This is a genomic window from Gordonia liuliyuniae, from assembly GCF_021739025.1.
Taxonomy (GTDB): Bacteria; Actinomycetota; Actinomycetes; order Mycobacteriales; family Mycobacteriaceae; genus Gordonia; species Gordonia liuliyuniae.
Genome location: NZ_JAKKOT010000007.1, coordinates 259,906 through 284,513 on the forward strand (window position 1 = coordinate 259,906; position 24,608 = coordinate 284,513).

The following is a 24,608-nucleotide window of genomic DNA, read 5'->3' on the forward strand; positions in this document are numbered from 1 at the left end:
GATGTGCTCCTAGGCGTGGAATGCTTTGCGTTTCAGGTGTTCTCGGACTCTTCATCGGCGAGTAGCTCGTCGATCCGGTTGATCCGGCCGCGCCAGATCTGTTCGATGTCGCTCAACATCGAGGACACCGATCGCACAGCCGCCACGTCGCCGGACGCCAACTGCCTGCGCCCGTCCCGTCGTTTGGTGATCAATCCCGCCTTCGTCAGGACTGCGACGTGCTTCTGTACCGCGGCGAAGCTCATGTCGTACTTCTCCGCCAACGCGCTGACCGAGTGCTCGCCGGCCAGGACACGCCGCAGGATGTCGCGACGTGTCCGGTCCGACAACGCGTGGAACAGTGCGTCTGCCCTGTCCTCGTCGTTCTCGGCCATTCATTAAACATACAACCAAACGGTTGTATGTCAAGGCCCGGGGGGCGACGAAGGACGGGCGATCGGCCCTTAGGCCAGCCCGAAACTATGCTCGACCGCCTGATTCCAGCCGGCGAACAATTCGTCCCGCTGCTCGTTCGGCATCCGCGGATCCCAGCGCCCACCCTCAGCCCAGTTGGCGCGGATGTCGTCGGTCGACTCCCAGTAGCCGACGGCGAGCCCGGCCGCGTACGCGGCGCCGAGGGCGGTCGTCTCGTTGACGACGGGCCGGACGACGGGGACGTCGAGGATGTCCGACTGGAACTGCATCAGCAGTTCGTTCACCACCATCCCGCCGTCGACCTTCAACGTGTGCAAGGTGACGTCGGAGTCGGCTTCCATCGCCTCGATGACCTCACGCGTCTGGTAGGCGCTCGCCTCCAGGACGGCGCGGGCGATGTGGTTGCGGTTCGCGAACCGGGTGAGGCCGACGATGACGCCGCGCGCGTCGGCACGCCAGCGCGGCGCGAACAGCCCGGAGAACGCGGGCACGAAGTAGACGCCGCCGTTGTCGTCGACGGCCCGCGCCAACTCTTCGACCTGGGCGGCGTCCGAGATGAGGCCCAGATTGTCGCGCAACCACTGGACGAGGGAGCCGGTCACCGCGATCGATCCTTCGAGCGCGTAGCGGGCGTCGTCGTCACCGATCCGGTAACAGACCGTCGTCAGCAGTCCGTGATCGGAGTAAACGGGTTCGGTCCCGGTGTTGAGCAGCAGAAAATTGCCGGTGCCGTACGTGTTCTTCGCTTCGCCCGGGTCCAGGCACGCCTGCCCGAACATCGCGGCTTGCTGGTCACCGAGGATCCCGGCCAACGGCACACCGGGGAGGGCGCCTTCCGCGCGCAGCGGTGCGATGACCTCCGAGCTGCTGCGGATCTGGGGCAACATCGACACCGGGACGCCCATCTCGGCGCAGATCTGCTCATCCCACGCCAACGTGTGCAGGTCCATCAGCATGGTCCGGGACGCGTTCGTCACGTCGGTAACGTGGAGTCCGCCGTCGACGCCACCGGTCATGTGCCACGCCAGCCAGCAGTCCATGGTGCCGAATGCGAGCTCGCCGCGCTCGGCGCGTTCGCGGGCGCCGTCGACGTTGTCGAGGATCCACCGGATCTTGGGTCCAGCGAAATAGGCCGCGAGGGGGAGCCCGGTGCGCGTGCGGTACCGGTCGACGCCCTCGTCGCCCGCCAGCTCCTCGCACAGGGTGTCGGTGCGGGTGTCCTGCCAGACGATCGCGTTGTGCACGGGCACACCGGTCGCCCGATCCCACACCACGGTCGTCTCCCGTTGGTTGGTGATGCCGCACGCGACGATGTCGCCGGGAAGCAGTTCGACGGCGGCCATCGCGGCCGCGGCGACGCGGCGGGTGTTGCGCCAGATCTCCACCGGATCGTGCTCGACCCATCCGGCGCGCGGGAAGATCTGTTGGTGTTCGAGCTGCTCGGACGCGACCACTCGGCCCGCCCGGTCGAACACCATGGCGCGTGTGGACGTGGTTCCCTGATCGATTGCGACGACGTACTTTCCGCGTGAACTCACGGCCACAGTGTGTCATGTCACATCGTGACTGCGGTGCCGCACCTGCGTCATAGTAGGCTCGCGCGCATGGAGACCGAGTTCAATCCGGACCGACCTGCCGACCTCACCCCCGCCTACCGGAACGAAGCGTGGCGTCGGCTGGGCAGCGAGCAGTTCGACATCGTGGTGGTCGGCGGCGGCGTCGTCGGTGTCGGTGCGGCACTCGACGCGGCGACACGCGGTCTGCGCGTCGCGCTCGTCGAAGCCCGTGACATCGCGTCCGGGACGTCGAGCCGTTCGTCGAAGATGTTCCACGGCGGGCTCCGCTACCTCGAGCAGCTCGAGTTCGGTCTGGTCCGGGAAGCGCTCCACGAGCGCGAGCTGTCGCTGCGGCTGCTGGCGCCGCACCTGGTGAAGCCGCTGCCGTTCCTCTACCCGTTGACCCGACGGATCTGGGAGCGCCCCTACGTCGCGGCCGGCCTGTTTCTCTACGACCGGATGGGTGGCGCGAAATCGGTTCCGGGACAACGCCACGTCTCCCGGTCGGGCGCACTGCGCGTGGCGCCGGGACTCAAGCGCCGCGCGCTCATCGGCGGCATCCGCTACTACGACACCGTCGTCGACGACGCCCGCCACAGTCTGACGTTGGCGCGGACCGCGTCGAACTACGGTGCGGTGATCCGCACGTCGACGCAGGCCGTCGGTTTCCTCACCGAAGCCGACCGGATCAAGGGTGTGAAGGTCCGCGACAGTGAGACCGGGGAGACCACCGAGGTCAAGGCGCACTGTGTGATCAACGCGGGCGGCGTGTGGACCGACGAAGTGCAGGCGCTGTCGAAACAACGCGGGCACTTCACGGTTCGCGCCTCCAAAGGCGTCCACATCGTGGTGCCGCGCGACCGGATCGTCAGCGAGTCCGCGATCATCCTGCGCACCGCGAACTCGGTGCTGTTCGTCATCCCGTGGGAGACGCACTGGATCATCGGGACCACCGACACCGACTGGAACCTCGATCTCGCGCATCCGGCGGCGACCCGCAAGGACATCGACTACATCCTCGACCGAGTGAACACCGAGCTCGTCACCGCGCTGACGCACGACGACATCGAAGGCGTCTACGCCGGGCTGCGGCCGCTGCTGGCGGGCGAGGACGAGGGCACGTCGACGCTGTCGCGCGAGCATGCCGTCGCCGTCGTCGCTCCCGGACTCGTGTCGATCGCGGGCGGCAAGTACACCACCTACCGGGTGATGGGCGCCGACGCCATCGACGCGTGCATCGACTACCTGCCGTCGCGGGTCGCGTCGTCGATCACCGAGCGGGTGCCGCTCGTCGGCGCGGACGGATACTTCGCGCTGATCAACCAGTGCGAGCACCTCGGACAGCGGTTCGATCTGCACCCGTACCGGATCCGCCGTCTCCTCAACCGGTACGGCTCGATGTTCGACGACGTGCTGCACTTGCGCGACGAGGATCCGTCGCTGCTGCGGCCGCTCGCCGCCGCACCCCAGTATCTGCGCGCCGAGATCGTCTATGCCGTCGCCGTCGAAGGCGCACTGCATCTGGAAGACGTGCTGGCGCGGCGCACCCGGATCGCGATCGAGTACAGCCATCGCGGCGTCGACTGCGCTGTGGAAGTCGCCGAGCTCATGGCCCCGTACCTCGGGTGGGACGAGGCCGACGCGGCGCAGGAGGTCGCCACCTACACAGCACGGGTCGAAGCGGAGATCGCTTCGCAGCGCCAGCCGGACGACGAGTCGGCCGATGCTCTTCGCGCCGCAGCTCCCGAAGCCCGCGCCGAGATCCTGGAACCGGTGCCGGTCCCGGACTGATCAGCTGATGACGCGGTCAGGTTCCGGGCCGATAGTGAAGCGTCGACCGCTGATCTCGTCGACGGTGATCCGCACGTAGATCGTCTTGAGCGTCGGAATCCACGGGCGCAGGGGCGCCTGGTCGGCTTCGGCGATCTCGTCGGTCCCCGTCAGGATGTGGGCGGATCCTTTGGCGATGACGCTCCACCCGACCCGGCTCGTGAACGCGTCCGTCTCGAAGCACACGCGTTCGTTGACGGCCAACGACGACAGCTTGGTGCCTTCTGCGGTCCGCAACAAGATGGTGCGGTCGTCGACGTGGACGTTGAGGGGGAAGATCTCCGGCTGATTGTCGACACTCACCGCGAGACGTCCGAATACGGTGCCGCTCAACAGTTCCCAGGCCTGGGCCTCGGACATCTCGGTCACTGAGTCGTTATGCGTGGTCATACGCCCCATCCTTCCCCGCCACAGTGCCCGTGGCTAGGGACTTACGGCTGCTGGCATCGGGGACAGAAGTACACGCCCCGCCCGCCCTGCCCGTCGAGCCCGCCCTGCCCGTCGAGCCCGCCCTGCCCGTCGAGCTCGCCGAGCATGTCCCGGACCACGGTGGTGCCGCACCTGCGGCAGGGGCGTCGATCGCGCCCGTATACCCACAGTTCGCGGCCCCGCGCGGTGACGCCGGTGGTCGACCGGATCGGCCGCAGCCGGTTCTCCCACAACAGGCGATGCGCAGTCTCGACGATCCCGGGCAGATCGACGTCGGCGACGCGCGCCGTCGGACGGGCACGGTGCAGAAAGCAGATCTCGCTGCGGTACACGTTGCCGATGCCTGCGAGAAGCCGTTGGTCGAGGAGTGCGACGCCGATCGGAGTGTCGGGTGACCGAGCCAGGTTCGCGACGGCCGTGGCGGCGTCCCAGTAGTCGCCGAGCAGATCGGGCCCGAGGTGTGCGACAGCGGTCGCCGGGTCGGCGAGGACGTCGACGACCCCGAGATCGAACCCGACCGCTTCGACATCGTCGGTGCGCAGGACGACGCGCGCGGTATGCCCGGGCCTGCGCCACCGCGAACCGAGTTGCCCGACCTGCCAGCGGCCCTCCATCTTCAGGTGCGAGTGGATCGACGCGGTGCGCTCGCCCGCGGACACGTCGATGAACAGGTGCTTTCCCACCGAGCGGACGCCGGTGACCGCCCACCCGGACAGGTCGGTGGTCGCATAGCGGGGCACCCGGAAGTCGCTGCGGGTCAGGGGTTTCCCGGCCAGGCCGGCGCGGAGCCGGTGTGCGGCGGCGAACACGGTGTCGCCTTCGGGCACGCCTCAGCCCATCCTCGGGTCGTAGTTCATCCGGAGCCCGCGCGGCGTCGACGAGAATCCCGCGGCGCTCAACTCGCGGCCGAAGTCCGTCGACAGCACCGGTTGGCCGTCCACCTGATCGACGTGGATGCGTGGCACGCGGCCGGCGCGGACTGCGGCGACCACCGCGCGAGCCGCTGCCGCCAAGAGTTCGGCGTCGTCGGTGAACGTCAAAACCGTCTTCCCGCCGCGTTCGATGAACACGGCGAGATCGCCTGCGACGAGTGCGACGACCGCTCCGGCCTTGCGGCCCGGGCGGTGACCGGTGTCCTCGCGCGAAGGCCAGTCGAGTGCCGCGCCGTGCGGGTTCGCCGGGTCGGTCGACGCCAGCAGCACCGCCTCGGTCCGGCGGTCGCGGGGCACGTCGACCTCGTCGCGCAGCCGGTCAACGGTGTGTCCGGCCGCGAACTGGGCACCGCCCAGCCCGTCGACGTAGTAGCCGCGCCGCACCTGCCCGCTGTCTTCGAAGACGGTGAGCGCCTTGTACATCCGGGAGAAGCCGCCGTCGATCTCACTGACGGTCACCGCACCCTTCGTGACGACACCGAACCGGTCGAGCAGGATCTCGCAGGTGGCGGCGGCCTGCGTCGTGGCGTCGATCGTCGGACGCTGCAGTGCCGACCACCGTCCGCCGAGCAGCGGCGGGACGGCCGCGGCGACACCGTCGACGCCCGCGAGGTATCGCGCCGAGAGTCGGGCGGTGCGCAGGCGCGGCGCCCGGCCCCGTGACGCGTGCGACGGCGACGACGGGCGGCTCCGTGTCGGATTCAGCGCTGCTCGGACCACCGAGAACGAGTCGTTCGTGACACGCCCGGCCCACACCAGGTCCCACAGTGCCGCCTGCATAGCCGAGTCGTCGGTCGCGGCGACGTCCCGCAGTTCGGGGGCCCGCAGCGCGTGGCCGCCATCGAGGGCCGAGACGATCCGCTCGTGGAGGTCGGTGAGCTCGAGGTCGTCGGCGGGCCGCAGCGTGAGCGGCGCCGCGTCGGACAGGTGCAGCGCGATCCAGCCGTCCGACCCACCGATCGCGCCGTGCCCGGACCAGGTGACCTCGCCTGCGGCGAGCAGTTCGTCGAGCATCGCCGGCGTGTAGTCGCGGACCCGGGTCGGCAGGACGAGCGTCTCCCACGCCGACGCCGGGATCGGGTGCCCGGCGAGCTGTTCGACGACCTCGGCGACACCCGACACCCCCGTCAGCCGGGCCCGATCCACCACATGCTGCCGGTCGAGCAGGAAGCGGGAGAACGCTTGCGTCGACACCGGTTCGACTTCGGCGCGACCCGCGGCGAGCGACCCGCGGCGCAGCTGTCCGAGTACCTCGTTGTGGCACCACTGCCGTTGCGCCGGCCCATCGTAGGGAACGAACTCGCCGTCGAGAACGATGCGACGGCCGGCCAGTGCGTCGAGGGCTCCGGCGACGACGGCGACCGCCATGCCGAGTGATTCGGCGGCCTCGTCCACCGTGAACGGTCCGTGCGTGCGCGCGAAGCGGTGCACCAGATCGCCGATCGGGTCGCCGACCGCGACGAGGAAGTCGGCGGGCACGCCGAGCGGGAGTGGGACGCCGAGCCCGTCGCGCAGGCGGGCCGCATCCTCGACGGCCGCGAACAGTTCCCGGCCCCGATGGCGCACGGCGATCGCGCGGCCCGTCGCCGCGAGTTCGTCGAGTGCGGCCGCCGCGTCGACGTCGTCGCGGCACCTGGCGGCGACGTCGTCGACAGTCAGCGGTCCGAGCCAACGCAGCAGGTCGCCGACGTCCTCGGTGTCGCGGGCTCGGCGGTCGGGAGCGAGCCGTTGCAGGCGAGCCGTGACAGCGGCGATGACGTCGGGGTCGAGGAGTTCACGCAGGTCGACGCGGCCGAGGAGCTGCGAGAGCAGAGCAGTGTCGAGGGCGAGCGCGGTCGCGCGCCGCTCGGCCAACGGCGCGTCGTCGTCGTAGATGAACGCGCCGACATAGCCCAGCAGCATCGACGCCGCGAACGGCGACGGCGACGCCGTCTCGACTTCGACCACCCGGACCTTCCGCGAACGGATCCGGGTCAGCAGCTCGATCAGTGCAGGCAGGTCGTACACGTCGGCGAGACATTCGCGGACCGTCTCCAAGACGATCGGGAAGTCGGGGAACTGGGCGGCGACCGCGAGGAGTTGCGCGCTGCGCTGGCGCTGCTGCCAGAGAGGCGCGCGTCGACCAGGATCGCGCCGGGGCAGCAGCAGGGCGCGGGCGGCGCACTCCCGGAACCGGGACGCGAACATCGACGAACCCGCCAACGCCTGCGTCACCTGGTCTTCGACGTCGTCCGGGTCGGCGAGGAACACGTCGGCGCCGGGCGGCGCATCGTCGGTGTCGGGCAGGCGGACGATGATCCCGTCGTCGGTCGCGGTAGTCGCGCCGTCGATCCCGAGACGCGCCGACAACTGCGCTCCGATCGCCGACGCCCACGGCGCGTGCACGCGCAGCCCGTACGGGGAGTGCAAGACCAGCCGCCAGTCGCCGAGTTCGTCGCGGAACCGTTCGACGACCAGCGTGCGGTCGGTGGGGAGCGTGCCGGTGGCCTCGCGCTGCTCGTGGAGAAGCGACGACAGGTTTCCGCGGGCACGATCGGTCAAACCCAGCCGCTCGGCCTGCTTCGCGAGCTTGTCGTCGTCGGAGATCGATCCGACGAACGCGCCGATCGCGGCACCGAGTTCGGCCGGCCTGCCCTGCGAGTCACCGATCCAGAACGGGAGCCGACCCGGCATCCCGAACGCCGGGGTCACCAGCACGCGGTCGTGCGTGATCTCCTCGATCCGCCAACTCGACGCGCCCAACGCGAACACGTCGCCGACCCGCGACTCGTAGACCATCTCCTCATCGAGCTCACCGACCCGCCGAAGCTGACCGGAGTCGCTGCCCGAACCCGTCCCGTCGGGCCCGCCCGTTCGGTTCCCGGCCCCCGCCAAGAACACCCCGAACAGCCCTCGGTCGGGGATGGTCCCGCCGGAGGTGACGGCCAGCCGCAGGGTGCCGCGCCGGGCGGTCAGGACCCCCGCGGCGCGGTCGTAGTCGACACGCGGGCGGAGCTCGGCGAACTCGTCGGACGGATAGCGGCCCGAGATCAGGTCCAGGACGCCGTCGTAGACGCCGCGCGTCAACTCCTTGTACGGCATCGCCCGGGTGACGGTCGCGTACCAGTCGTCGACGTTCACGTCGTGCGCCGCCGTCTCGGCGATCGTCTGCTGCGCGAGGACGTCGAGCGGATTGGTCGGGACGGCGAGCGACTCGATCTCGCCGCGACCCATCCGATCGACCGTCACAGTCGCATGGATCAGGTCGGTGCGGTGTTTCGGATACAGGATGCCCCGGCTGATCTCGCCGACCTGATGCCCGGCACGCCCGATGCGCTGCAGACCGGACGCGACCGACGGCGGCGACTCCACCTGCACCACCAGGTCGACCGCACCCATGTCGATGCCCAATTCCAACGAACTCGTCGCCACGACGCACCGAAGACGACCCGACTTCAGATCGTCCTCGATCGACGCCCGCTGATCCTTACTCACCGACCCGTGATGCGCCCGAGCGAGCACACTCCCGGCTTCGGACGTTTTGGGCCCGCTCGCTGCGCTCGAAAAATTGGGCCCGCTCGCTGCGCTCCCGGCGCCCGAAAAATTCCCGGCGCCCGAGGTATTCCCGGACCCCGACTGGTACGACGGCATCCCGCCGGGCACAGACGGATTCGCCGTCGCAGGGTCGTGGGGTGCGCCCGCGCGGGCGGCGGCGATCTCGTTGAGCCGCGCCGTCAACCGTTCGGCGAGGCGCCGCGAGTTCACGAACACGATCGTCGACCGGTTCCGGCCGACCTCGTCGACGATCGACTCCTCGATGAACGGCCATAACGATCCGGCGGTCGGGGAGAACGCGTCGTCGAGGTCGGCCCCGGCAGCGGGGGCCGGTGCCGGCAGGTTCGCCATGTCGTCGACGGGCACCTCGACGCGGAGGTCGAACGTCTTGGCGGCCCGTGGTTTCACAATGGTGCACGGCGTCGAGCCGGACAGGAAGCCTGCGATCCGCTCCTCGGGGCGGACCGTGGCCGAGAGTCCGATGCGTTGCGCGCGGCGGGGGAGCAGGTCGTCGAGTCGTTCGAGCGACAGCGCCAGGTGCGTACCGCGTTTGGTGGCGGCCACGGCGTGCACCTCGTCGACGATGACCGTGTGGACGCTCGTCAACGTCTCCCGTGCCGACGACGTCAGCATCAGATACAACGATTCGGGCGTCGTGATCAGGATGTCCGGCGGCGTGCGTTGCAGGGCTCGACGGTCCGCCGCCGGAGTGTCGCCCGACCGCACGCCGACCGTCACCGACGGCGGCGGCGCCCCGAGCTCGGCTGCAGTGTGCGCGATGCCGGTCAGCGGCGCCGCCAGGTTGCGTTCGACGTCGACGCCGAGCGCCTTCAACGGCGAGATGTACACGACGCTGACCCCCGAGCGCTCGGTGTCGGGGTCGCGGGTCAGCGTGTCGATCGCCCACAGGAATGCCGCGAGCGTCTTACCTGATCCGGTCGGTGCGACGACCAGCGTGTCGTCGCCGTTCGCGATCGCGTCCCACGCGCCGGACTGCACCGACGTCGGGCGTGCGAAAGCCCCGGTGAACCAGCGTCGGGTGGCTGGCTGCATCCGGTCCAGTGCGGAGTCACGGGTGGCCACATGACCATTCAATCGCATGGCACCGACAATCCGCGTCAACGTACCTGAGGCTGTGGGGTGCGCCCAGGAGTATGGTCCTGTTCATCCCGGTGCGGGGAATTCGGTGAGAATCCGAAGCGGTCGCGCCACTGTGAGTTCTCGCCTGCGGGCGGGACGAGCCAGATCACCGGCCGGGTGTACCGCCGCTACGACCCGGACGCCCGATCCGGAGGACAGGACGATCTGATCCATGACGCTTTCCGCAGTCTCACCCCAGGACGCGACCCGCGCCCTCGCTCTCCCCGATGTCTCCGTCGTCAGCACCGCGCTGGCGCTGACTGCGACCGTGCTGGTCGCGGCGTTGGCCTACTACTTCCTCGGCTACGATCAGGGCGCCGTCTCGATCTTCGGAGACGATACCCACGTCCACGAGTTCATCCATGACTCGCGGCACTTCCTCGGCTTCCCCTGCCACTAGACTCAGGACTGAGGAAGAGAACAGAACATGGAACGCAAGTTCATCGGCGCAGGCCTGCTCTCCGGTCTGGTCGCCGGGCTCATCGCATATGCCTACGCACGCATTTTCATCGAACCGCAGGTCGCGAAGGCCATCGACTACGAGGGCGTCCGGTCCGACGCCGAAGCGACGCTGAGTGGCGAACACGAGCACGAGCACGAATTGTTCACGCGATCCGTGCAGGAGAACATCGGTGCGGGCATCGGCACTGTCGTCTTCGCCCTCGCGATCGGTGCGCTGTTCGCGGTCGCATTCACGGTCGCGTGGGCGTACGTCGGACGGCGTCGACCGTCGACCGATCCCCGTGCGCTGGCCGCCGCGCTGGCGGGGGTCGCATTCGTCGCGGTCATCGCCGTCCCGTTCTTCGTGTACCCGCCGAATCCGCCCGCCGTCGGTGAGGAGGACACGATCGGTTCGCGGTCGAGTTCGTATCTGACGATCACGATCGTGTCGATCGTCTTGACGATCGTCGGCGTCCTGGTCGCCACCTCGTTGTCGTCTCGAATCGGCGCCTGGTGGTCGAGCATCGTCGGCGCCGTCGTCTACCTGGTCGGCGTGAGCATCACCGCATCGCTGCTGCCCGAGTTCACCGAGGTCCCGGGTCCGGTCATGGACGGCGATCGGATCGTCGCACCAGGCTTTCCCGGCCAAGTGGTGGCCGACTTCCGCGTCTACGCGATCGCCAACCAGGTGCTGTTGTGGGTGGTGCTGACCACCGTGTTCATCGGACTCCTCGGTCTGATGATGCGTCGCACCCGGTCGACGGTCGCGGCGGCCGAGCGAGTGTCGGCCTGAGCGTCACCGTCGTGGTCGCGGGCCGGACCGCCCCCAACCGTGCGGTCCGGTTCGGCGGCGAACACGACGACCTCGACGTACGCGGGCAGCGCGACGTCGCCCGCCTCGCGGTGTCCGCTGCACCGACCTACCGCGTCGGGCCGGAGACCTCTGCCGTCCAGACCGCCGAGATCCTCGGTGTGCGCGCCGAAGTCGATCCGGCCCTCACGACGCTCGACGTCGGGCGGTGGCGCGGCCTCGTACCTGAGGAAGTCGAAGCAGAGGCGGACGCAGCCGACCTGCGGCAGTGGTTCATTGACCCGGACACGGCACCGCACGGAGGCGAGACGGTCCGCGACTTCGTCGCCCGAATCCGGTCCGTCGTCCGTGACGGTGACGCGCTGATCGTCGCATCGCCCGTCGCGCAAGCAGTGGCCTGCGCGAGCGCTGCGACGTATTTCGCCGTCGACGTCCGTCCGTCGTCCGTGCTGTCGGTGAATCTGTCGTCGTCTTCGGAATCATCCCAGCAGGAATTGTCCCAGCAGGAATTGTCCCAGCAGGAATTGTCCCAGCAGGAATTGTCATAGCCGCGTGCCATCCTGCAGGCATGAAGCGGGGTGACGAGAAGCTGGTGGTGCCGAAGGACTGTGTTCACTGGTGTCACCGCCAGCCGTACGCGGAAACGGTCTTGGACGATTACGCCGAGGTCGACCTGGACAAGTGGAATCGGCAGTTGGAGGCGCTGCGCATCCCGGCGCGCGTCTACGCGGTGAACGCCGATGGCCGCCAGATCGAGTCGGGGGTCGGACACATCCGCCGAGGCGACCTCGACGCGGCGAGCACCACGCTCGACCTCGGCTCCGAGCCCGCGTTGAACAGGTTGTACCTGTGCGCCGCATGGCTCCGCTCGCACCGGGACAGGGGCGGCTACCGGCGCTTCCTGGATGTGCGCGATCCGCACGACGGTTACCGCCCGTTCGATCTCATCGCGCGAGCGCTCGACGCGTGCGAGGCCGAGCCCGCGCTGGTCCAGACTGGCGCGTTCCGCACCTGGTCGGGGTGGCCGGTCGCGCCGGGTGTCGGACACTCGCTGATGTCGCTGTACTGCTGGGCCGTCCACGGGGCGAAACCTGACCGGCCCCAACTGCTCGACAAGTTCAGCGCGTCGAGCATGGTCCGGTACGGCTGGATGGAGGACGGCGGGGCCTCCCAGTTCTCGGTGCGGACGTACGCCCGGTACTCCAACCTCATCCACCGCTGGGCCGGCCAGGCAGGCACCAAGCCTGAAATCGTGGAACTCTGGCTCAACCGCGACTGGCATCGGCGCCTCGAACGCGGCGTTCGGCAGGACGATCTGGCCCTGTGGTGATGGTGCCCCGAAACCGGTCGGGGCACGTTAGGCGCGTTCGTGTCGTGGACGCTACTGTCGTGAGCAAGGTAGAACACGTTTCAATTTCTTGGAGGTCGCATGTTCGAGTGGTCCGACGAAGACGTGATGGTGCGGGACGCCATCCGCGGGTTCATCGCGAAGGAGGTCAGCCCGCACATCGAGGAGCTTGAGAGCGGCGAACTCCCTCCGTACGACATCATTCGCAAGATGCTGGCGACGTTCGGCATGGACGCGATGAACGTCGAGAGCCTGGAGAAGGAACTCGCGGCGGAGGAGGCTGGCGAGAAGCGGGCGCCGAGCGGAGGGTCGTCGAGCCTGGGAAGTTCGATGTTCCTCATCCTCAACATGGAGATGGCGGGCGTCAGCCTGGGAACGATCGGCTCGATGGGCGTCTCGATGGGGCTGACGGCGTCGACGATCCGCAGCCGCGGCACACTCGCACAGAAGCGGCGGTGGCTGCCCGACCTGGTCACGATGCGCAAGGTCGGCGCCTGGGCGATCACCGAGCCCGACAGCGGCTCGGACGCGCTCGGCGGCATGAAGACCACCGTCCGGCGCGACGGCGACGACTACATCCTCCGCGGTAACAAGACGTTCATCACCAACGGGCCGTACGCGGACACGATCGTCGTGTTCGCCAAACTCGACGAGGGCGACGGAACTCCGATGCGTGAGCGGAAGGTGTTGACGTTCGTGCTCGACGGCGACATGCCGGGCCTCACGCGCGGCAAGCCCTTCAAGAAGATGGGCATGATGAGTTCGCCGACCGGCGAGTTGTTCTTCGACGAGATCCGGTTGACGCCGGACCGCCTCCTCGGCGAGACCGAGGACACCGGAGCCGACAAGCGTGGCGGCGACAGCGCGAAGTCGGGCTTCACCGCCGAGCGGATCGGCATCGCAGCACTCTCGCTCGGCATCATCAACGAGGCGCAACGACTGTCGATCGACTATGCGCGCAAGCGCACGCTGTGGGGGCAGGAGATCGCGAAGTTCCAGCTCATCCAGCTCAAGCTCGCCGAGATGGAGGTGGCGCGACTCAACGTGCAGAACATGCTGTTCGTCGCGATGGAGGCGTCGAAGGCAGGCAGGCCGCCGACTCTCGCGCAGGCGTCGGCGATGAAGCTGTACTCGTCCCGGGCGGCCACCGAGGTCGCCATGGAGGCCGTGCAACTGTTCGGCGGTAACGGCTACATGGCCGAATACAAGGTCGAGCGGCTGGCCCGCGACGCGAAGTCGTTGATGATCTACGCCGGATCGAACGAGATCCAGGTGACGCATGTCGCGAAGGGACTCCTCGCTGACTGACAACAGTCGACTGGGGAAACACTAAGCAGGGCCGGGGCGACGACCGCCCCGGCCCTGCTCGTGTGCCTGCTTGTGAGGTGAGTGCCTGTTTGTGAGGGGAGTGCCTGCTTGTGAGGTGTGTGTCAGACGGCCGCAGTCTCGGCGGGCACGCTCACGCGACGGTAATCGAGGTAGTCGTCGACGATGTCGCCCTTGCGGAGCTGCTTGACGTCGGCCGAGACGGCCATGGTCATCGTCCACGGGGCTTCGGTGCCCTGCTTGGGCAGCCAGTTCAGGGCGCGCTGGACGTAACCCGCGCCGAAGTCGAGGAGTGGGCGCGTATCCATGTTCTTGTCGGCGACGGCGCGGACCGAGGTGTACTCGCTCGCGTCCATGTAGGTCAGCATGCGGCAGAAGTATTCGCAGAGCAGCCCGATCTTCAACGTCCACGATGAATTCGTGTAGCCGATCGCCATGGCGAAGTTCGGTACGCCCGACAACATCATGCCGCGATAGGCGACGGTGTCCGAGAGGTCGACCGTCTCGCCGTCGACCTTGATCTCCATGCCGCCGAACAGTTGGAGGTTGAGGCCGGTCGCGGTGACGACGATGTCGGCGTCGAGTTCGGTGCCGTCCTCCAGGAGGATGCCGTTCTCGGTGAACGTCTTGATGCGGCCGGTCTCGATGGACGCGGTGCCCTTGCTGATGGCCTTGAACAGGTCGCCGTCGGGCACGACGCAGAGCCGCTGGTCCCACGGGTTGTACGGCGGGTTGAAGTGGGTGTCGACGTCGAAGTCCTTCGGCAGCAGCGCCGTGTTGGTCGCCCGGATGATCGTGCGAGCGGGCTTCGGGTACCGCTGGCAGAGGTTGAAGACGATCTTCTGCTGAAGAATGTTCTTCTGGCGGCTCAGCGCATAGCCACGATCGGCGCCGAGGACCTTCTTCATGAAGTTCGAGATCGCGTCCTCGCGGGGGAGCGGGATCACGTAGGTGGGAGTGCGCTGCAGCATGGTGATGTGTTCGGTCTCGCCTGCCATCGACGGGACCAGGGTGACGGCCGTCGCGCCGGAACCGATGACGACCACTTTCTTACCCGCGTAGTCCAGGTCCTCGGGCCAGTGCTGCGGGTGGACCACCTGGCCGGCGAACTTCTCGATGCCCGGGAACTCGGGGGTGAACCCTTCGGCGTAGTTGTAGTAGCCGGTGCCCGAGAACAGCCAGCGGGCCTGGATCACGAAGTCGTCATCGGTGTCGTTGCGGTGGACGGTCACGTTCCACACCTGCTCGGCCTCGGACCAGTCGACGGAGGTGGCGCGCCGGTTGTACACGATGACTTCGTCGAGGCGGTCCTCGGTGATCGCCTCGTGCAGGTAGTCGAGGATGCGTGGAGCGTCGGCGATCGCCTGTGGGTCGCGCCACGGTTTGAACTCGTAGCCGAAGGTGTTCAGGTCCGAGTCCGAACGGATGCCCGGGTACTTGAACAGGTTCCAGGTGCCGCCCGCGACGTCGCGGGACTCGATGATCGCGAAGTTCTTCGACGGGTGCTCGGTGCGCAGGTAGTGTCCCGCGCCGATCCCGGAGATTCCTGCTCCCAGGACGAGCACGTCGAGCGGGCCGTCAGTGAGGATGGCGTCAGTGGTCATGGCCTGTCCGTTCTTGTCGAGATTCTCCGGCGGTCCCGTGCCGATGCAGGGGTCCGTCGACGATCAGTGTGTATCAATGATCGTTGTTACAGTGACCCCGGTGCAAGGGTGAATCGCATCAGTTGTGCGCGGCGTGCAGTGCATAATGCACCACATGGACTTGTTTCCTGTGGATACTCCAGTGACCCCTGCCGTCGCCGAACTGATCCGGACGGGAGTGCGGGCCGTTCTCGATGCGCCGCCGGAGTGGATCGCCGAGCTCAACTCGGCCGCGACCAGCGGAGCGGGCATGGAGGGCGTCGCTGGCGATTCGCCGCTTCTGGAAGTCGCTTTGCGGATCAACGCCGGAAATCTCTCGCATTGGGCGGCGGTCAACATGGTCGAGCCGGGGGCTCGCGTCCCCGTCGCGATCACTGAGGAGGCGCGAGCCTACATCCGCGATCTCGCACGTCGAGGATTCGACTCGCGAGCACTCGATTCGTTCCGGACCGCTCAGAATGTCGCGTGGCGGTTGTGGATGCAGATCTGCTTCGGCCTCACCGACGATCCCGAACTCCTGCGCGAACTGCTCGAGGTCACGTCGACGTCGATCGCCAGATTCATCGACGACACGGTCCGCGAACTCGCGGAACTGATCGAGACGGCTCGGGCCGAACTCGCCGCTGACACGCACGCCCAGCGGCGAGCAGCCGTCGCGCTGGTGCTCGAAGGTGCACCGATCACCGCCGAACGAGCGGAGAGCCAGCTGCGGTACCGACTGGACGGCCCGCACACCGCGCTGGTGCTGGTCGGCGATCCGGGCACGCCGCCGGAGGAACTCGAGGCGACATGCGAGTCGATCATGGAGGCGAGCGGTGTGACGCGGCGGCTCGTCGTCATCTCTGGAGCGTCGGAACTGTGGGTGTGGCTGCCGACGGCGACGGTGGATGCTGACGACGCTGTGTCGGCTCATCCCGGGGTCCGCGTCGCGATCGGATCGGCGGGGGAGGCGCGGGACGGGTTCCGCGCCAGTCATTTCCAGGCGCTCACTGTACGACGACTGCTGGGGCGTCCGCGGTCCTCGAGACGGGTGGCCCGGTACGAGCAGGTGCGACTGGTCGCGCTGCTGGGGGAGGACCGGGCAACTGCCGACGAGTTCGTGACGTCCACGCTCGGCGAGTTGAAAGGCGCCGACGACCAGGTCCTGGAGTGCGTCCGCGCCTGGTTCGCCGCGGGATGCCGAGTCAGTGAGACGGCGGCGGTGCTGTACACACACCGCAACACCGTCCTCCGTCGGCTCGCGCGTGCGGATGCTCTGCTGCCGGTCCCCGTGCGCGAGAACCCCGTCCACGTCGCAGTCGCATTGGAATTGCTCGACTGGATCGTGTGAGTGCGGCCGCGTTAGCTCTCTCACGCAGGCCGGTACGGGACTGAGTCGCTGACGAGCTCGTCGACGTGGATTCCGTGTCCGAGCATCGGGAACGCGCGCTGCGGGCAGGCCGGGCGGTCGCACACCTTGCAGCCGCCGCCGATGGGGACGACGGTCCGGGGATCGGCGAAGTCGATGCCGGTCGTGTAGACGAGTTCGTCGGCGTGCGCGAGGTCGCAGCCGAGGCCGATCGCGAACTCGCCAGCCGTCGACAGGTGTCCCGGCGCGGACGTGTCGGTGGTCCGCGCCAGCCAGAAGTACTTGCGGCCGTCGGGCATCTCCGAGACCTGCGTGCGGATGCGGCCCGGTGTCGAGAACGCGTCGTGGACCACCCAGAGCGGACAGTTGCCACCGACACGAGAGAAGTGGAACGCCGTCGCCGATTGCCGTTTCGAGATGTTCCCGGCCCGATCGACCCGGACGAAGATGAACGGAATCCCGCGGTCGCCCGGTCGCTGCAGCGTCGACAGCCGGTGGCAGACCGTCTCGAACCCGACCTCGAACCGTCGGGCGAGGAGTCCGATGTCATAACGGAGTTCCCGTGCGGCCGAGGCGAAGCGACCATAGGGGAGCACGAGCGCGCCCGCGAAGTAGCTCGCCAACCCGACTCGGAGGACGGCTCGGGAACCCTCGGCCACCGACGACGCCGCGATCAACGCATCGATCTGCTCGCGTTGGGACAGCAGAGCCACCTGGGTGGCCAACGCGAAGGCGCGTTGCCCGGCCGTCAGATGTCGCGCCAGAGTGACGGTCGACGACTCCGGATCGAAACGGCGTTTCGCCGTCGACGGGTCCGTCGACGAACCGATCACCACACGGACGCCGAAGACGTCGTCGAGATGATCGGCCAACTGCAGGTCGAGGCCGCCGACGGTGAACCGGGCGGCGGTGAACAGGTCCTCTGCGGCGACGTCCAGCTCAGCGATGTGATTGCGGCGATCGTAGAAGTAGTCGCGGACCTGCTCGAACGGCGTCACTGGGACGTCGGGGGCCACGGTGTCGGCCGATCGACGGTCTTCGAGCGCGGTGGTCGCCGCGCTGAGTCTGCGTTGCAGCGTGACCAGTGTCCGACCTACGGACGGCATCCGCGAGACCAACTCGGCGATCTCGGCGCGATCGGCCGGGTCGCCGTGCGCGAGGAGCGCATCGGCGACGTCCGCCGACAGTCGGGCATCACCCGAGTCGGCGAAGAAGTCTGCCGGCAGGTCGAACGTTGACGTGAGGTTCAACAGCACTGGCACGGTGATCGGACGCTGGTCGTTCTCCAACTGGTTCACATAGGTCGTCGACAGGTCGACGCGTCGCGCGAGAGCTGCCTGCGAGATGCCGAGATCGGCGCGCAATCGGCGCAGTCGCGCGCCGACGAAGGTCTTCGCCATGAGAGTGACTCTACGTCACCGGGTGTACGCAACATACGCAGAAATCCATCAAAGAATCCGCACAAATACGCATCTGCCAGGTCTTTCTATCGATACCTCGTCGTGCGTACGGTGCAAATATGATCAATCACGAAGTACGTACACGTCGCAGTGCAGAGGATTTCCCGATCGAGGAGCACCTGGCGTACAAGATCGCCCAGGTCGCGGTCGACCCGGTGGAGGCGCCTCCCGAGACCGCCGAGATGATTGTCAACCGGATCATCGACAACGCCGCGGTGAGTGCGGCGTCCGTGGCTCGTCGACCGGTCACGAGCGCGCGACGTCAAGCGCAGTGCCGCCCGCTGACCGGCGGCTCAACCGTGTTCGGCGTCGACGGTGAGTACGCACCAGAATGGGCGGCGTGGGCCAACGGGGTCGCCGTCCGCGAACTCGACTTCCACGACACGTTCCTCGCGGCCGAATACTCACATCCCGGCGACAACATCCCGCCGCTCGTCGCTGTCGCGCAGCGCACGGGAGCCAGTGGAGACGATCTGATCCGCGGACTGGCCACCGCGTATGAGATCCAGATCGACCTCGTCCGGGGGATGTGCCTGCATGAGCACAAGATCGACCACGTCGCACACCTCGGGCCGTCGGTCGCCGCGGGCATCGGCACCATGCTCGGCCTCGACGTCGACACCGTCTACCAGGCCGTCGGCCAGGCGCTTCACCTGACGACCGCCACCCGCCAGTCGCGCAAGGGCCTCATCTCCAGCTGGAAGGCCTACGCGCCGGCGCACGCGGGCAAGATCGCCGTGGAAGCCGTCGACCGTGCGATGCGCGGCGAAGGCGCCCCCGCTCCGATCTGGGAGGGCGAAGACGGGGTGATCGCCTGGCTGCTCGGCGGGCCCGACGCGCGCTACACGGTTCCGCTCCCCGGCCCCGGTGAAGCCAAGCGCGCGATCTGTGACAGCTACACCAAGGAGCACTCGGCCGAATACCAGAGCCAGGCCCCGATCGACCTGGCGCGGCGCATGCGGGGCCGGATCGGCGATCTCGATCAGATCGCGTCCATTGTCCTGCACACCAGCCATCACACGCACCATGTGATCGGCACCGGTTCGAACGACCCGCAGAAGTTCGATCCGACCGCCAGCCGCGAGACGCTCGACCACTCGGTCATGTACATCTTCGCCGTCGCGCTCCAGGACGGCGAGTGGGATCACGAGCGCTCCTACGCACCGGAGCGGGCGGCGCGCGCCGACACCGTCGAACTGTGGAAGAAGATCTCGACTGTCGAAGACCCCGAGTGGACGCGCCGCTATCACTCGACCGACCCGAACGAGAAGGCGTTCGGCGCACGCGCCGTCGTCACTCTCAAAAGCGGCGAGGTCATCGAAGACGAGCTCGCCGTCGCCGACGCGCACCCGCTCGGCGCCCGCCCGTTCGCCCGTACGCAGTACCTCGACAAGTTCGCCCGCATGGCCGACGGCGTGGTCGACCCGGCCGAGCAGGCACGGTTCACCGCGGCCGCGACCGGACTGCAGTCCCTCGCCGCCGATGCCCTCGGTGGACTGAACGTCCGTGTGCTCGACGACGTGCTCGCCTCCGCGCCCGCGACCGGTGCAGGAATCCTCTGATGGCGGGACAGACCACCGGGCTCTTCAGCTCCGGCGTGAGCGACGCCGACAAGCGCGCGAATCTCCGTGCCGCTCTCGACTCCGGAGATCTGCAGCGGTGGCCCGGCGCGTTCAGCCCGCTCGTCGCGAAGATCGTCGCCGACGCCGGCTTCGAGGGCGTGTATGTCTCCGGCGCGGCGCTGGCCGCTGATCTCGGGCTGCCCGACATCGGCTTGACGACCCTCACCGAGGTCGCTGCACGCGGCGGATCGATCGCCAGGGCGACCGATCTCCCGACGCTCATCGACGCGGACACCGGGTTCGGTGAGCCGATGAGCGCCGCCCGAACCATCACCACGCTTGAGGACGCGGGGCTGGCCGGCTGCCACCTGGAAGACCAGGTGAATCCGAAACGGTGCGGTCACCTCGACGGCAAGGAAGTCGTCCCGACCGAGGACATGCTCCGGCGCATCGCGGCAGCCGTCGGCGCCCGGCGCGACCCGAACTTCATCATCTGCGCGCGCACCGATGCCCGCGGTGTGGAGGGGCTTGACGCCGCCATCGACCGGGCGAAGGCCTACATCGACGCGGGCGCCGACCTCATCTTCACCGAGGCGCTCGCCGATGAACGGGAGTTCGAGGCCTTCCGCGGGGCGGTCGACGCACCACTCCTGGCCAATATGACCGAGTTCGGAAAGTCGGAGCTGCTCACCACAGATCAGTTGCGCGACCTCGGATTCAATGTGGTGATCTACCCGGTCACCACACTCCGGCTCGCGATGGGCGCCGTCGAATCCGGACTGGCCGCCATCGCGGAGGACGGCACGCAGGCGGGGCAGCTCGACGTCATGCAGCACCGAGCGCGGCTCTACGAGTTCCTCCGCTACTCCGACTACAACGCCTTCGACCAGAACCTCTTCACCTACACCAGACCGCGCTCCGACCGCAGATCAGGGAAGCGACCCCATGAATACTGAATCAACCCTGAATACCGAATCAACCCCCGCCATCTACAAGGGGCTCGCCGGGGTCGTCGTCGACACGACGGCCGTCTCCAAAGTGGTGCCCGAGACGAATTCGCTGACCTACCGCGGCTATGCGGTGCAGGAGTTGGCCGCCAACTGCTCGTTCGAGCAGGTCGCCTACCTCCTCTGGTATGGCGAATTGCCCTCTGATGCGCAGTTGGCGCAGTTCACCCAGCGGGAACGGGCCAGCCGTCGGCTGGACCGGTCCGCGCAGGCTGTGCTGGCGCGGACGCCGGACACCTGTCATCCGATGGACGTGGTCCGCACCATGATCAGCTACCTGGGTACTGAGGATCCCGACGAGGACTCCACCGATCCGGCGAAGCTCATGGCCAAGGCGCAGCGGATGTTCGCGATCCTCCCGACGATCGTGGCGGCGGACATGCGACGGCGCCGTGGCCTCGACCCGATCGAGCCGCACCACGCACTCGGGTACGCCGAGAACTTCCTGACGATGTGCTTCGGCGAGATCCCGGATCCGGCGATCGTGCGGGCCTTCGAGAAGTCGATGATCCTGTACGCGGAACACAGCTTCAACGCGTCGACCTTCTCCGCGCGGGTCGTGACCTCGACCGGGTCGGACATGTACAGCGCCGTCACCGCGGCGATCGGCGCCCTGAAGGGCTCGTTGCACGGCGGTGCCAACGAGGCGGTCATGTACGACATGATCGAGATCGACAGCCCCGAACGCGCACGCCCCTGGCTGACGGCCAAGCTCGACGCCCACGAGAAGGTGATGGGCTTCGGCCACCGCGTCTACAAGAACGGTGACTCCCGAGTGCCCACCATGTACGACGCTCTCGTCGAGGCGTCCGAGCATCTCGGACAGAGCAAGTGGCTGCGGATCTACCGCGAGCTCGAAGACGAGATGGCCTCGCGCACAGGCATTCTGCCGAATCTCGACTTTCCGACCGGCCCGGCCTACCACCTGATGGGCTTCGACATCGGCGCGTTCACGCCGATCTTCGTGATGAGCCGGATCACCGGGTGGACCGCCCACATCATGGAGCAGTCTGCGTCCAACGCGCTGATCCGCCCACTGTCGGCCTACAACGGTCCGCAGCAGCGCCGGATGCCTGCGTGACGTCAGATTCCCCGCTCAGGGGCGCGACCGGTTGTGCGGCCGGGGTCGGTGCTGAGCGGGGAATCTGAGGTCACTGGCCGTCAGCGCACGGCGTGCGCGGCGGTGACCATGTTGGTCAGCGCCTCGGCGACCTCATCGGTGGTCCGGGTTTTGAGACCGCAGTCGGGGTTGACCCACAGGCGGTCCGCCGGAACGGCGGAGAGCGCCTCACGCAGCGACGCGGTGACCTCGTCGGCGGCGGGCACACGCGGTGAGTGGATGTCGTAGACGCCCGGCCCCACCTGGTTGGCGAATCCGATCCCGTTGAGGTCGGCGAGGACCTCCATATGCGAGCGTGCCGCCTCGATCGACGTCACATCGGCGTCGAGGTCGGCGATCGCCCCGATCACCTCGCCGAACTCCGAATAGCACAGATGCGTGTGGATCTGGGTGGCGTCGGCGACCCCGGCCGTCGACAGACGGAAGGCGGTGACCGCCCACGCCAGATACGCCGCGCGGTCGGCCGCCCGCAGCGGCAGCAGTTCACGTAGCGCGGGCTCGTCGACCTGAATGATCGCCGCACCCGACCGCTCGAGGTCGACAGTCTCGTCGCGGATCGCGAACGCCACCTGGTTCGCGGTCTCGGCGAGCAGTTGATCGTCGCGCACGAACGACCACGCGAGGATCGTCACCGGACCGGTGAGCATGCCCTTGACCGGCTTGGCCGTCAACGATTGGGCGTACGCGATCCAGTCGACCGTCATCGGGGTCGGGCGGACGACGTCACCGAACAGGATCGGCGGACGCACACAGCGTGAACCGTACGACTGGACCCAGCCGTTCGAGGTCGCGAAGAAGCCGTCGAGCTGCTCGGCGAAGTACTGGACCATGTCGTTGCGCTCGGGCTCGCCGTGCACGAGGACGTCGAGGCCGATCTTCTCCTGCAGTGCGATGACGTCGGCGATCTCGGCCCGCATGCGCCGGGTGTACTCGGCGTCGTCGATGGCGCCGGTGCGCAGTGCCTGCCGGGCCTTCCGGATGTCGGTGGTCTGCGGGTACGAGCCGATGGTCGTGGTCGCCAGGGCAGGCAGGTTCAACGCCGCGTCCTGCACGGTGCGTCGCGCCGCAGAGTCCGGACGCGTCCAGTCGGCCGACGACAGCCCGGCCAGGCGGGTGCGGATCGAGTCGACGTGCAGTCTCAGGTCGTCCGCGCGGCTCGCCAGTGCGGTGGCTGCCGAATCGAACGCCTCGGCCTGGCCGGCGCGGCCGTTCGCGTACGCGCGGGCGAGTGCGACGACTTCGTCGTGCTTCTCACTCGCGAAGGCCAGCCAGCCGCGGAGCGCGTCATCGAGACCGTCCTCGCCTGCCAGGGTGTACGGCACGTGCAGGGTGGAGCACGACGTCGAGACCGCCAGCGAGCCGACCGATCCGCGCAGCGACTCGAGCGTCGCGAGCGCGGCGTCGAGGTCGGTGCGCCACACATTGCGTCCATCGACGACGCCCGCGACGACGACCTTGTCGCCGAGTCCGGCAGACTTCACACTCTCGACTCCGCCCGCGACGAGGTCGACGCCGACGCCTTCCACACCGGTGCGGGCCAGCGCCGCGAGCGACTCGCGCGCGTCGCCGAAATACGTCTGGACCAGGATCGACGGCCGCGTCGCCACCTCGGACAGCGTCGAGTAGACGCTCTCGGCGAGTGCCGGGAGGTTCTCGACGGCGTCGGTCACCAGGATGGGCTCGTCGATCTGTACCCACTGGGCGCCGGCCTGGGCGAGACGGCCGAGAAGGTCGGCGTACAGCGCGACGACCTCGTCCAGACGGGCCAGCGGTGCGTCCGCTCCGTCGACGGCCTTCGACAGCGCGAGGAATGTGATCGGGCCGATGACCACCGGGCGTCCGTGCAGCCCGTCGGCTGCCGCCTCTGCGAGTTCGGCCAGAACTTTGGTCGCGTCGAGAACGAATGACGTGTCCGGGCCGATCTCCGGCACGATGTAGTGGTAGTTCGTGTCGAACCACTTGGTCATCTCCAGCGGTGCGACGCTGTCTGTGTTGCTGTGATCTGTGTCGCTGTGGCCGCCGCCGCCGCGTGCGGCGGCGAAGTAGCGGTCGAGCGGATCGCTGATCGCCTCGACGCGCGGTGGCAGCGCACCGAGCATCACCGCGGTGTCGAGTACCTGGTCGTAGTACGAGAACGTGTTGACCGGAACCGAGTCGATGCCGGAGTGGGTCAGGGCGCGCCTGCTCGTCGCCCGCAGATCGGCGGCGACGGCTTCGAGAGCGGCGCGGTCGGAACGACCGGCCCAGTAGGCTTCGACGGCTCGTTTGAGTTCTCGATTCGCGCCGATACGGGCGGTGCCCGGGACAGTCGCAATGAACGGTGCGGTGGTCTGTGTCGTCGTGTCGACGGACATGGATGCTTCTTCTCCTGCAAACAGTGGTGACGACCGTCGCCCGACAGGAGATGCGCTCCACCGGGGTGCGAGCATGCTCGCCCCCGACCGGAGCCATCGCCCGATCCACGAGGCGGACAGCCACCGAGCGCGGCGCGCCCGGTACGACAGGCAGGTCTTCGGGCTTGTCGGCGTGCGCTGTGCGCTCCTACTGGTCGTCGCTTCCCAGAACCGGTTCACGGATCCAGTGCATGTGACGGCGGTCGTTCCGACATACCGCTGCGGGTCAGCTCCGGATTCTCACCGGATTCCCTCTTTCGACGCCCGGAACGACGAATCGCCGGGCGAACCTGTTGCGAGGCTGATTCTATCGA

At 67.9% G+C, this 24,608-nt stretch carries 18 protein-coding genes and 2 riboswitches; of the genes, 10 read left to right on the forward strand and 8 right to left on the reverse strand.

Features of this window, described 5'->3' with window-relative positions; all coding sequences use genetic code 11:
• Positions 1-32: 32 nt before the first annotated feature.
• Together L5G28_RS16590 and glpK are read right to left on the reverse strand one after the other, a co-directional pair.
• Positions 33-374 (reverse strand): ArsR/SmtB family transcription factor, encoded by a 342-nt coding sequence (locus L5G28_RS16590; protein ID WP_237002489.1) that lies wholly within the window; start codon positions 372-374, stop codon positions 33-35.
• Between the two features lie 69 nt (positions 375-443).
• Positions 444-1,952 carry a glycerol kinase GlpK gene (gene glpK / locus L5G28_RS16595; RefSeq protein ID WP_308191987.1) on the reverse strand — a complete coding sequence of 503 codons (1,509 nt, stop codon included), beginning with the start codon at positions 1,950-1,952 and terminating at the stop codon, positions 444-446.
• Between the two features lie 66 nt (positions 1,953-2,018).
• Here glpK and L5G28_RS16600 point away from each other — a divergent pair, with 66 nt between their 5' ends.
• Positions 2,019-3,761 (forward strand): glycerol-3-phosphate dehydrogenase/oxidase, encoded by a 1,743-nt coding sequence (locus tag L5G28_RS16600; protein ID WP_237002490.1) that lies wholly within the window; start codon positions 2,019-2,021, stop codon positions 3,759-3,761.
• Here the strand turns inward: L5G28_RS16600 and L5G28_RS16605 are convergent, their stop codons facing one another.
• From L5G28_RS16605 to L5G28_RS16615, 3 genes are read right to left on the reverse strand one after another with little or no spacing between them, the layout of a single operon-like run.
• Positions 3,762-4,190: a pyridoxamine 5'-phosphate oxidase family protein gene (locus tag L5G28_RS16605; protein ID WP_236999516.1), complete on the reverse strand. Its 429-nt coding sequence runs from the start codon at positions 4,188-4,190 to the stop codon at positions 3,762-3,764.
• Between the two features lie 41 nt (positions 4,191-4,231).
• On the reverse strand, positions 4,232-5,056 hold the full coding sequence (locus L5G28_RS16610) for a DNA-formamidopyrimidine glycosylase family protein (protein WP_237002491.1): 825 nt from the start codon (positions 5,054-5,056) through the stop codon (positions 4,232-4,234).
• Positions 5,057-5,059: 3 nt separating this feature from the next.
• Positions 5,060-9,796, reverse strand: coding sequence for an ATP-dependent helicase (locus L5G28_RS16615; protein ID WP_443669974.1), 4,737 nt, complete (start codon positions 9,794-9,796; stop codon positions 5,060-5,062).
• A gap of 52 nt (positions 9,797-9,848) precedes the next feature.
• A riboswitch (cobalamin riboswitch) is annotated at positions 9,849-9,967 on the forward strand.
• A gap of 40 nt (positions 9,968-10,007) precedes the next feature.
• On the opposite strand from L5G28_RS16615, the gene L5G28_RS16620 reads away from it, so the two are divergent.
• The 5 genes from L5G28_RS16620 (at position 10,008) to L5G28_RS16640 (ending at position 13,743) form a co-directional block, all read left to right on the forward strand.
• Positions 10,008-10,235, forward strand: coding sequence for a CbtB domain-containing protein (locus tag L5G28_RS16620; protein ID WP_237002492.1), 228 nt, complete (start codon positions 10,008-10,010; stop codon positions 10,233-10,235).
• Positions 10,236-10,262: 27 nt separating this feature from the next.
• Positions 10,263-11,069, forward strand: coding sequence for a CbtA family protein (locus L5G28_RS16625; protein WP_237002493.1), 807 nt, complete (start codon positions 10,263-10,265; stop codon positions 11,067-11,069).
• 11 nt (positions 11,070-11,080) lie between these two features.
• Positions 11,081-11,635, forward strand: a complete 555-nt coding sequence (locus L5G28_RS16630) for a histidine phosphatase family protein (protein WP_237002494.1) — start codon at positions 11,081-11,083, stop codon at positions 11,633-11,635.
• A 20-nt stretch (positions 11,636-11,655) separates the two neighbouring features.
• The gene (locus L5G28_RS16635) at positions 11,656-12,417 is read left to right on the forward strand and encodes an 8-oxoguanine DNA glycosylase OGG fold protein (protein WP_237002495.1); all 762 of its coding nucleotides are present in this window, start codon (positions 11,656-11,658) and stop codon (positions 12,415-12,417) included.
• A gap of 99 nt (positions 12,418-12,516) precedes the next feature.
• Positions 12,517-13,743 (forward strand): acyl-CoA dehydrogenase family protein, encoded by a 1,227-nt coding sequence (locus L5G28_RS16640; RefSeq protein ID WP_237002496.1) that lies wholly within the window; start codon positions 12,517-12,519, stop codon positions 13,741-13,743.
• Between the two features lie 122 nt (positions 13,744-13,865).
• On the opposite strand, the gene L5G28_RS16645 is transcribed toward L5G28_RS16640, so the two are convergent.
• The gene (locus L5G28_RS16645) at positions 13,866-15,365 is read right to left on the reverse strand and encodes a flavin-containing monooxygenase (protein WP_237002497.1); all 1,500 of its coding nucleotides are present in this window, start codon (positions 15,363-15,365) and stop codon (positions 13,866-13,868) included.
• 154 nt (positions 15,366-15,519) lie between these two features.
• Between L5G28_RS16645 and L5G28_RS16650 the strand changes: the two genes are divergently transcribed.
• On the forward strand, positions 15,520-16,734 hold the full coding sequence (locus L5G28_RS16650; RefSeq protein ID WP_308191988.1) for a PucR family transcriptional regulator: 1,215 nt from the start codon (positions 15,520-15,522) through the stop codon (positions 16,732-16,734).
• 20 nt (positions 16,735-16,754) lie between these two features.
• Here L5G28_RS16650 and L5G28_RS16655 read toward each other — a convergent pair whose 3' ends face one another.
• Complete coding sequence (locus L5G28_RS16655) at positions 16,755-18,152, reverse strand: short-chain fatty acyl-CoA regulator family protein (protein WP_237002499.1); 1,398 nt, start codon at positions 18,150-18,152, stop codon at positions 16,755-16,757.
• 119 nt (positions 18,153-18,271) lie between these two features.
• On the opposite strand from L5G28_RS16655, the gene prpD reads away from it, so the two are divergent.
• Genes prpD through L5G28_RS16670 form a run of 3 tightly spaced genes read left to right on the forward strand, consistent with a single transcriptional unit; the run spans position 18,272 to position 21,862 of the window.
• The gene (gene prpD, locus L5G28_RS16660) at positions 18,272-19,774 is read left to right on the forward strand and encodes a 2-methylcitrate dehydratase PrpD (RefSeq protein WP_237002500.1); all 1,503 of its coding nucleotides are present in this window, start codon (positions 18,272-18,274) and stop codon (positions 19,772-19,774) included.
• Entirely contained in the window at positions 19,774-20,730 is a 957-nt protein-coding gene (gene prpB, locus L5G28_RS16665) for a methylisocitrate lyase (protein ID WP_237002501.1), read from the forward strand. Before prpD ends, prpB begins: the two co-directional genes overlap by 1 nt.
• Entirely contained in the window at positions 20,720-21,862 is a 1,143-nt protein-coding gene (locus L5G28_RS16670) for a bifunctional 2-methylcitrate synthase/citrate synthase (RefSeq protein WP_237002502.1), read from the forward strand. The genes prpB and L5G28_RS16670 overlap by 11 nt, the downstream gene beginning before the upstream one ends.
• 80 nt (positions 21,863-21,942) lie before the next feature.
• Here the strand turns inward: L5G28_RS16670 and metE are convergent, their stop codons facing one another.
• Positions 21,943-24,255 carry a 5-methyltetrahydropteroyltriglutamate--homocysteine S-methyltransferase gene (gene metE, locus L5G28_RS16675; protein WP_237002503.1) on the reverse strand — a complete coding sequence of 771 codons (2,313 nt, stop codon included), beginning with the start codon at positions 24,253-24,255 and terminating at the stop codon, positions 21,943-21,945.
• Positions 24,256-24,387: 132 nt separating this feature from the next.
• Positions 24,388-24,603: riboswitch (cobalamin riboswitch) on the reverse strand.
• Positions 24,604-24,608: the final 5 nt, after the last annotated feature.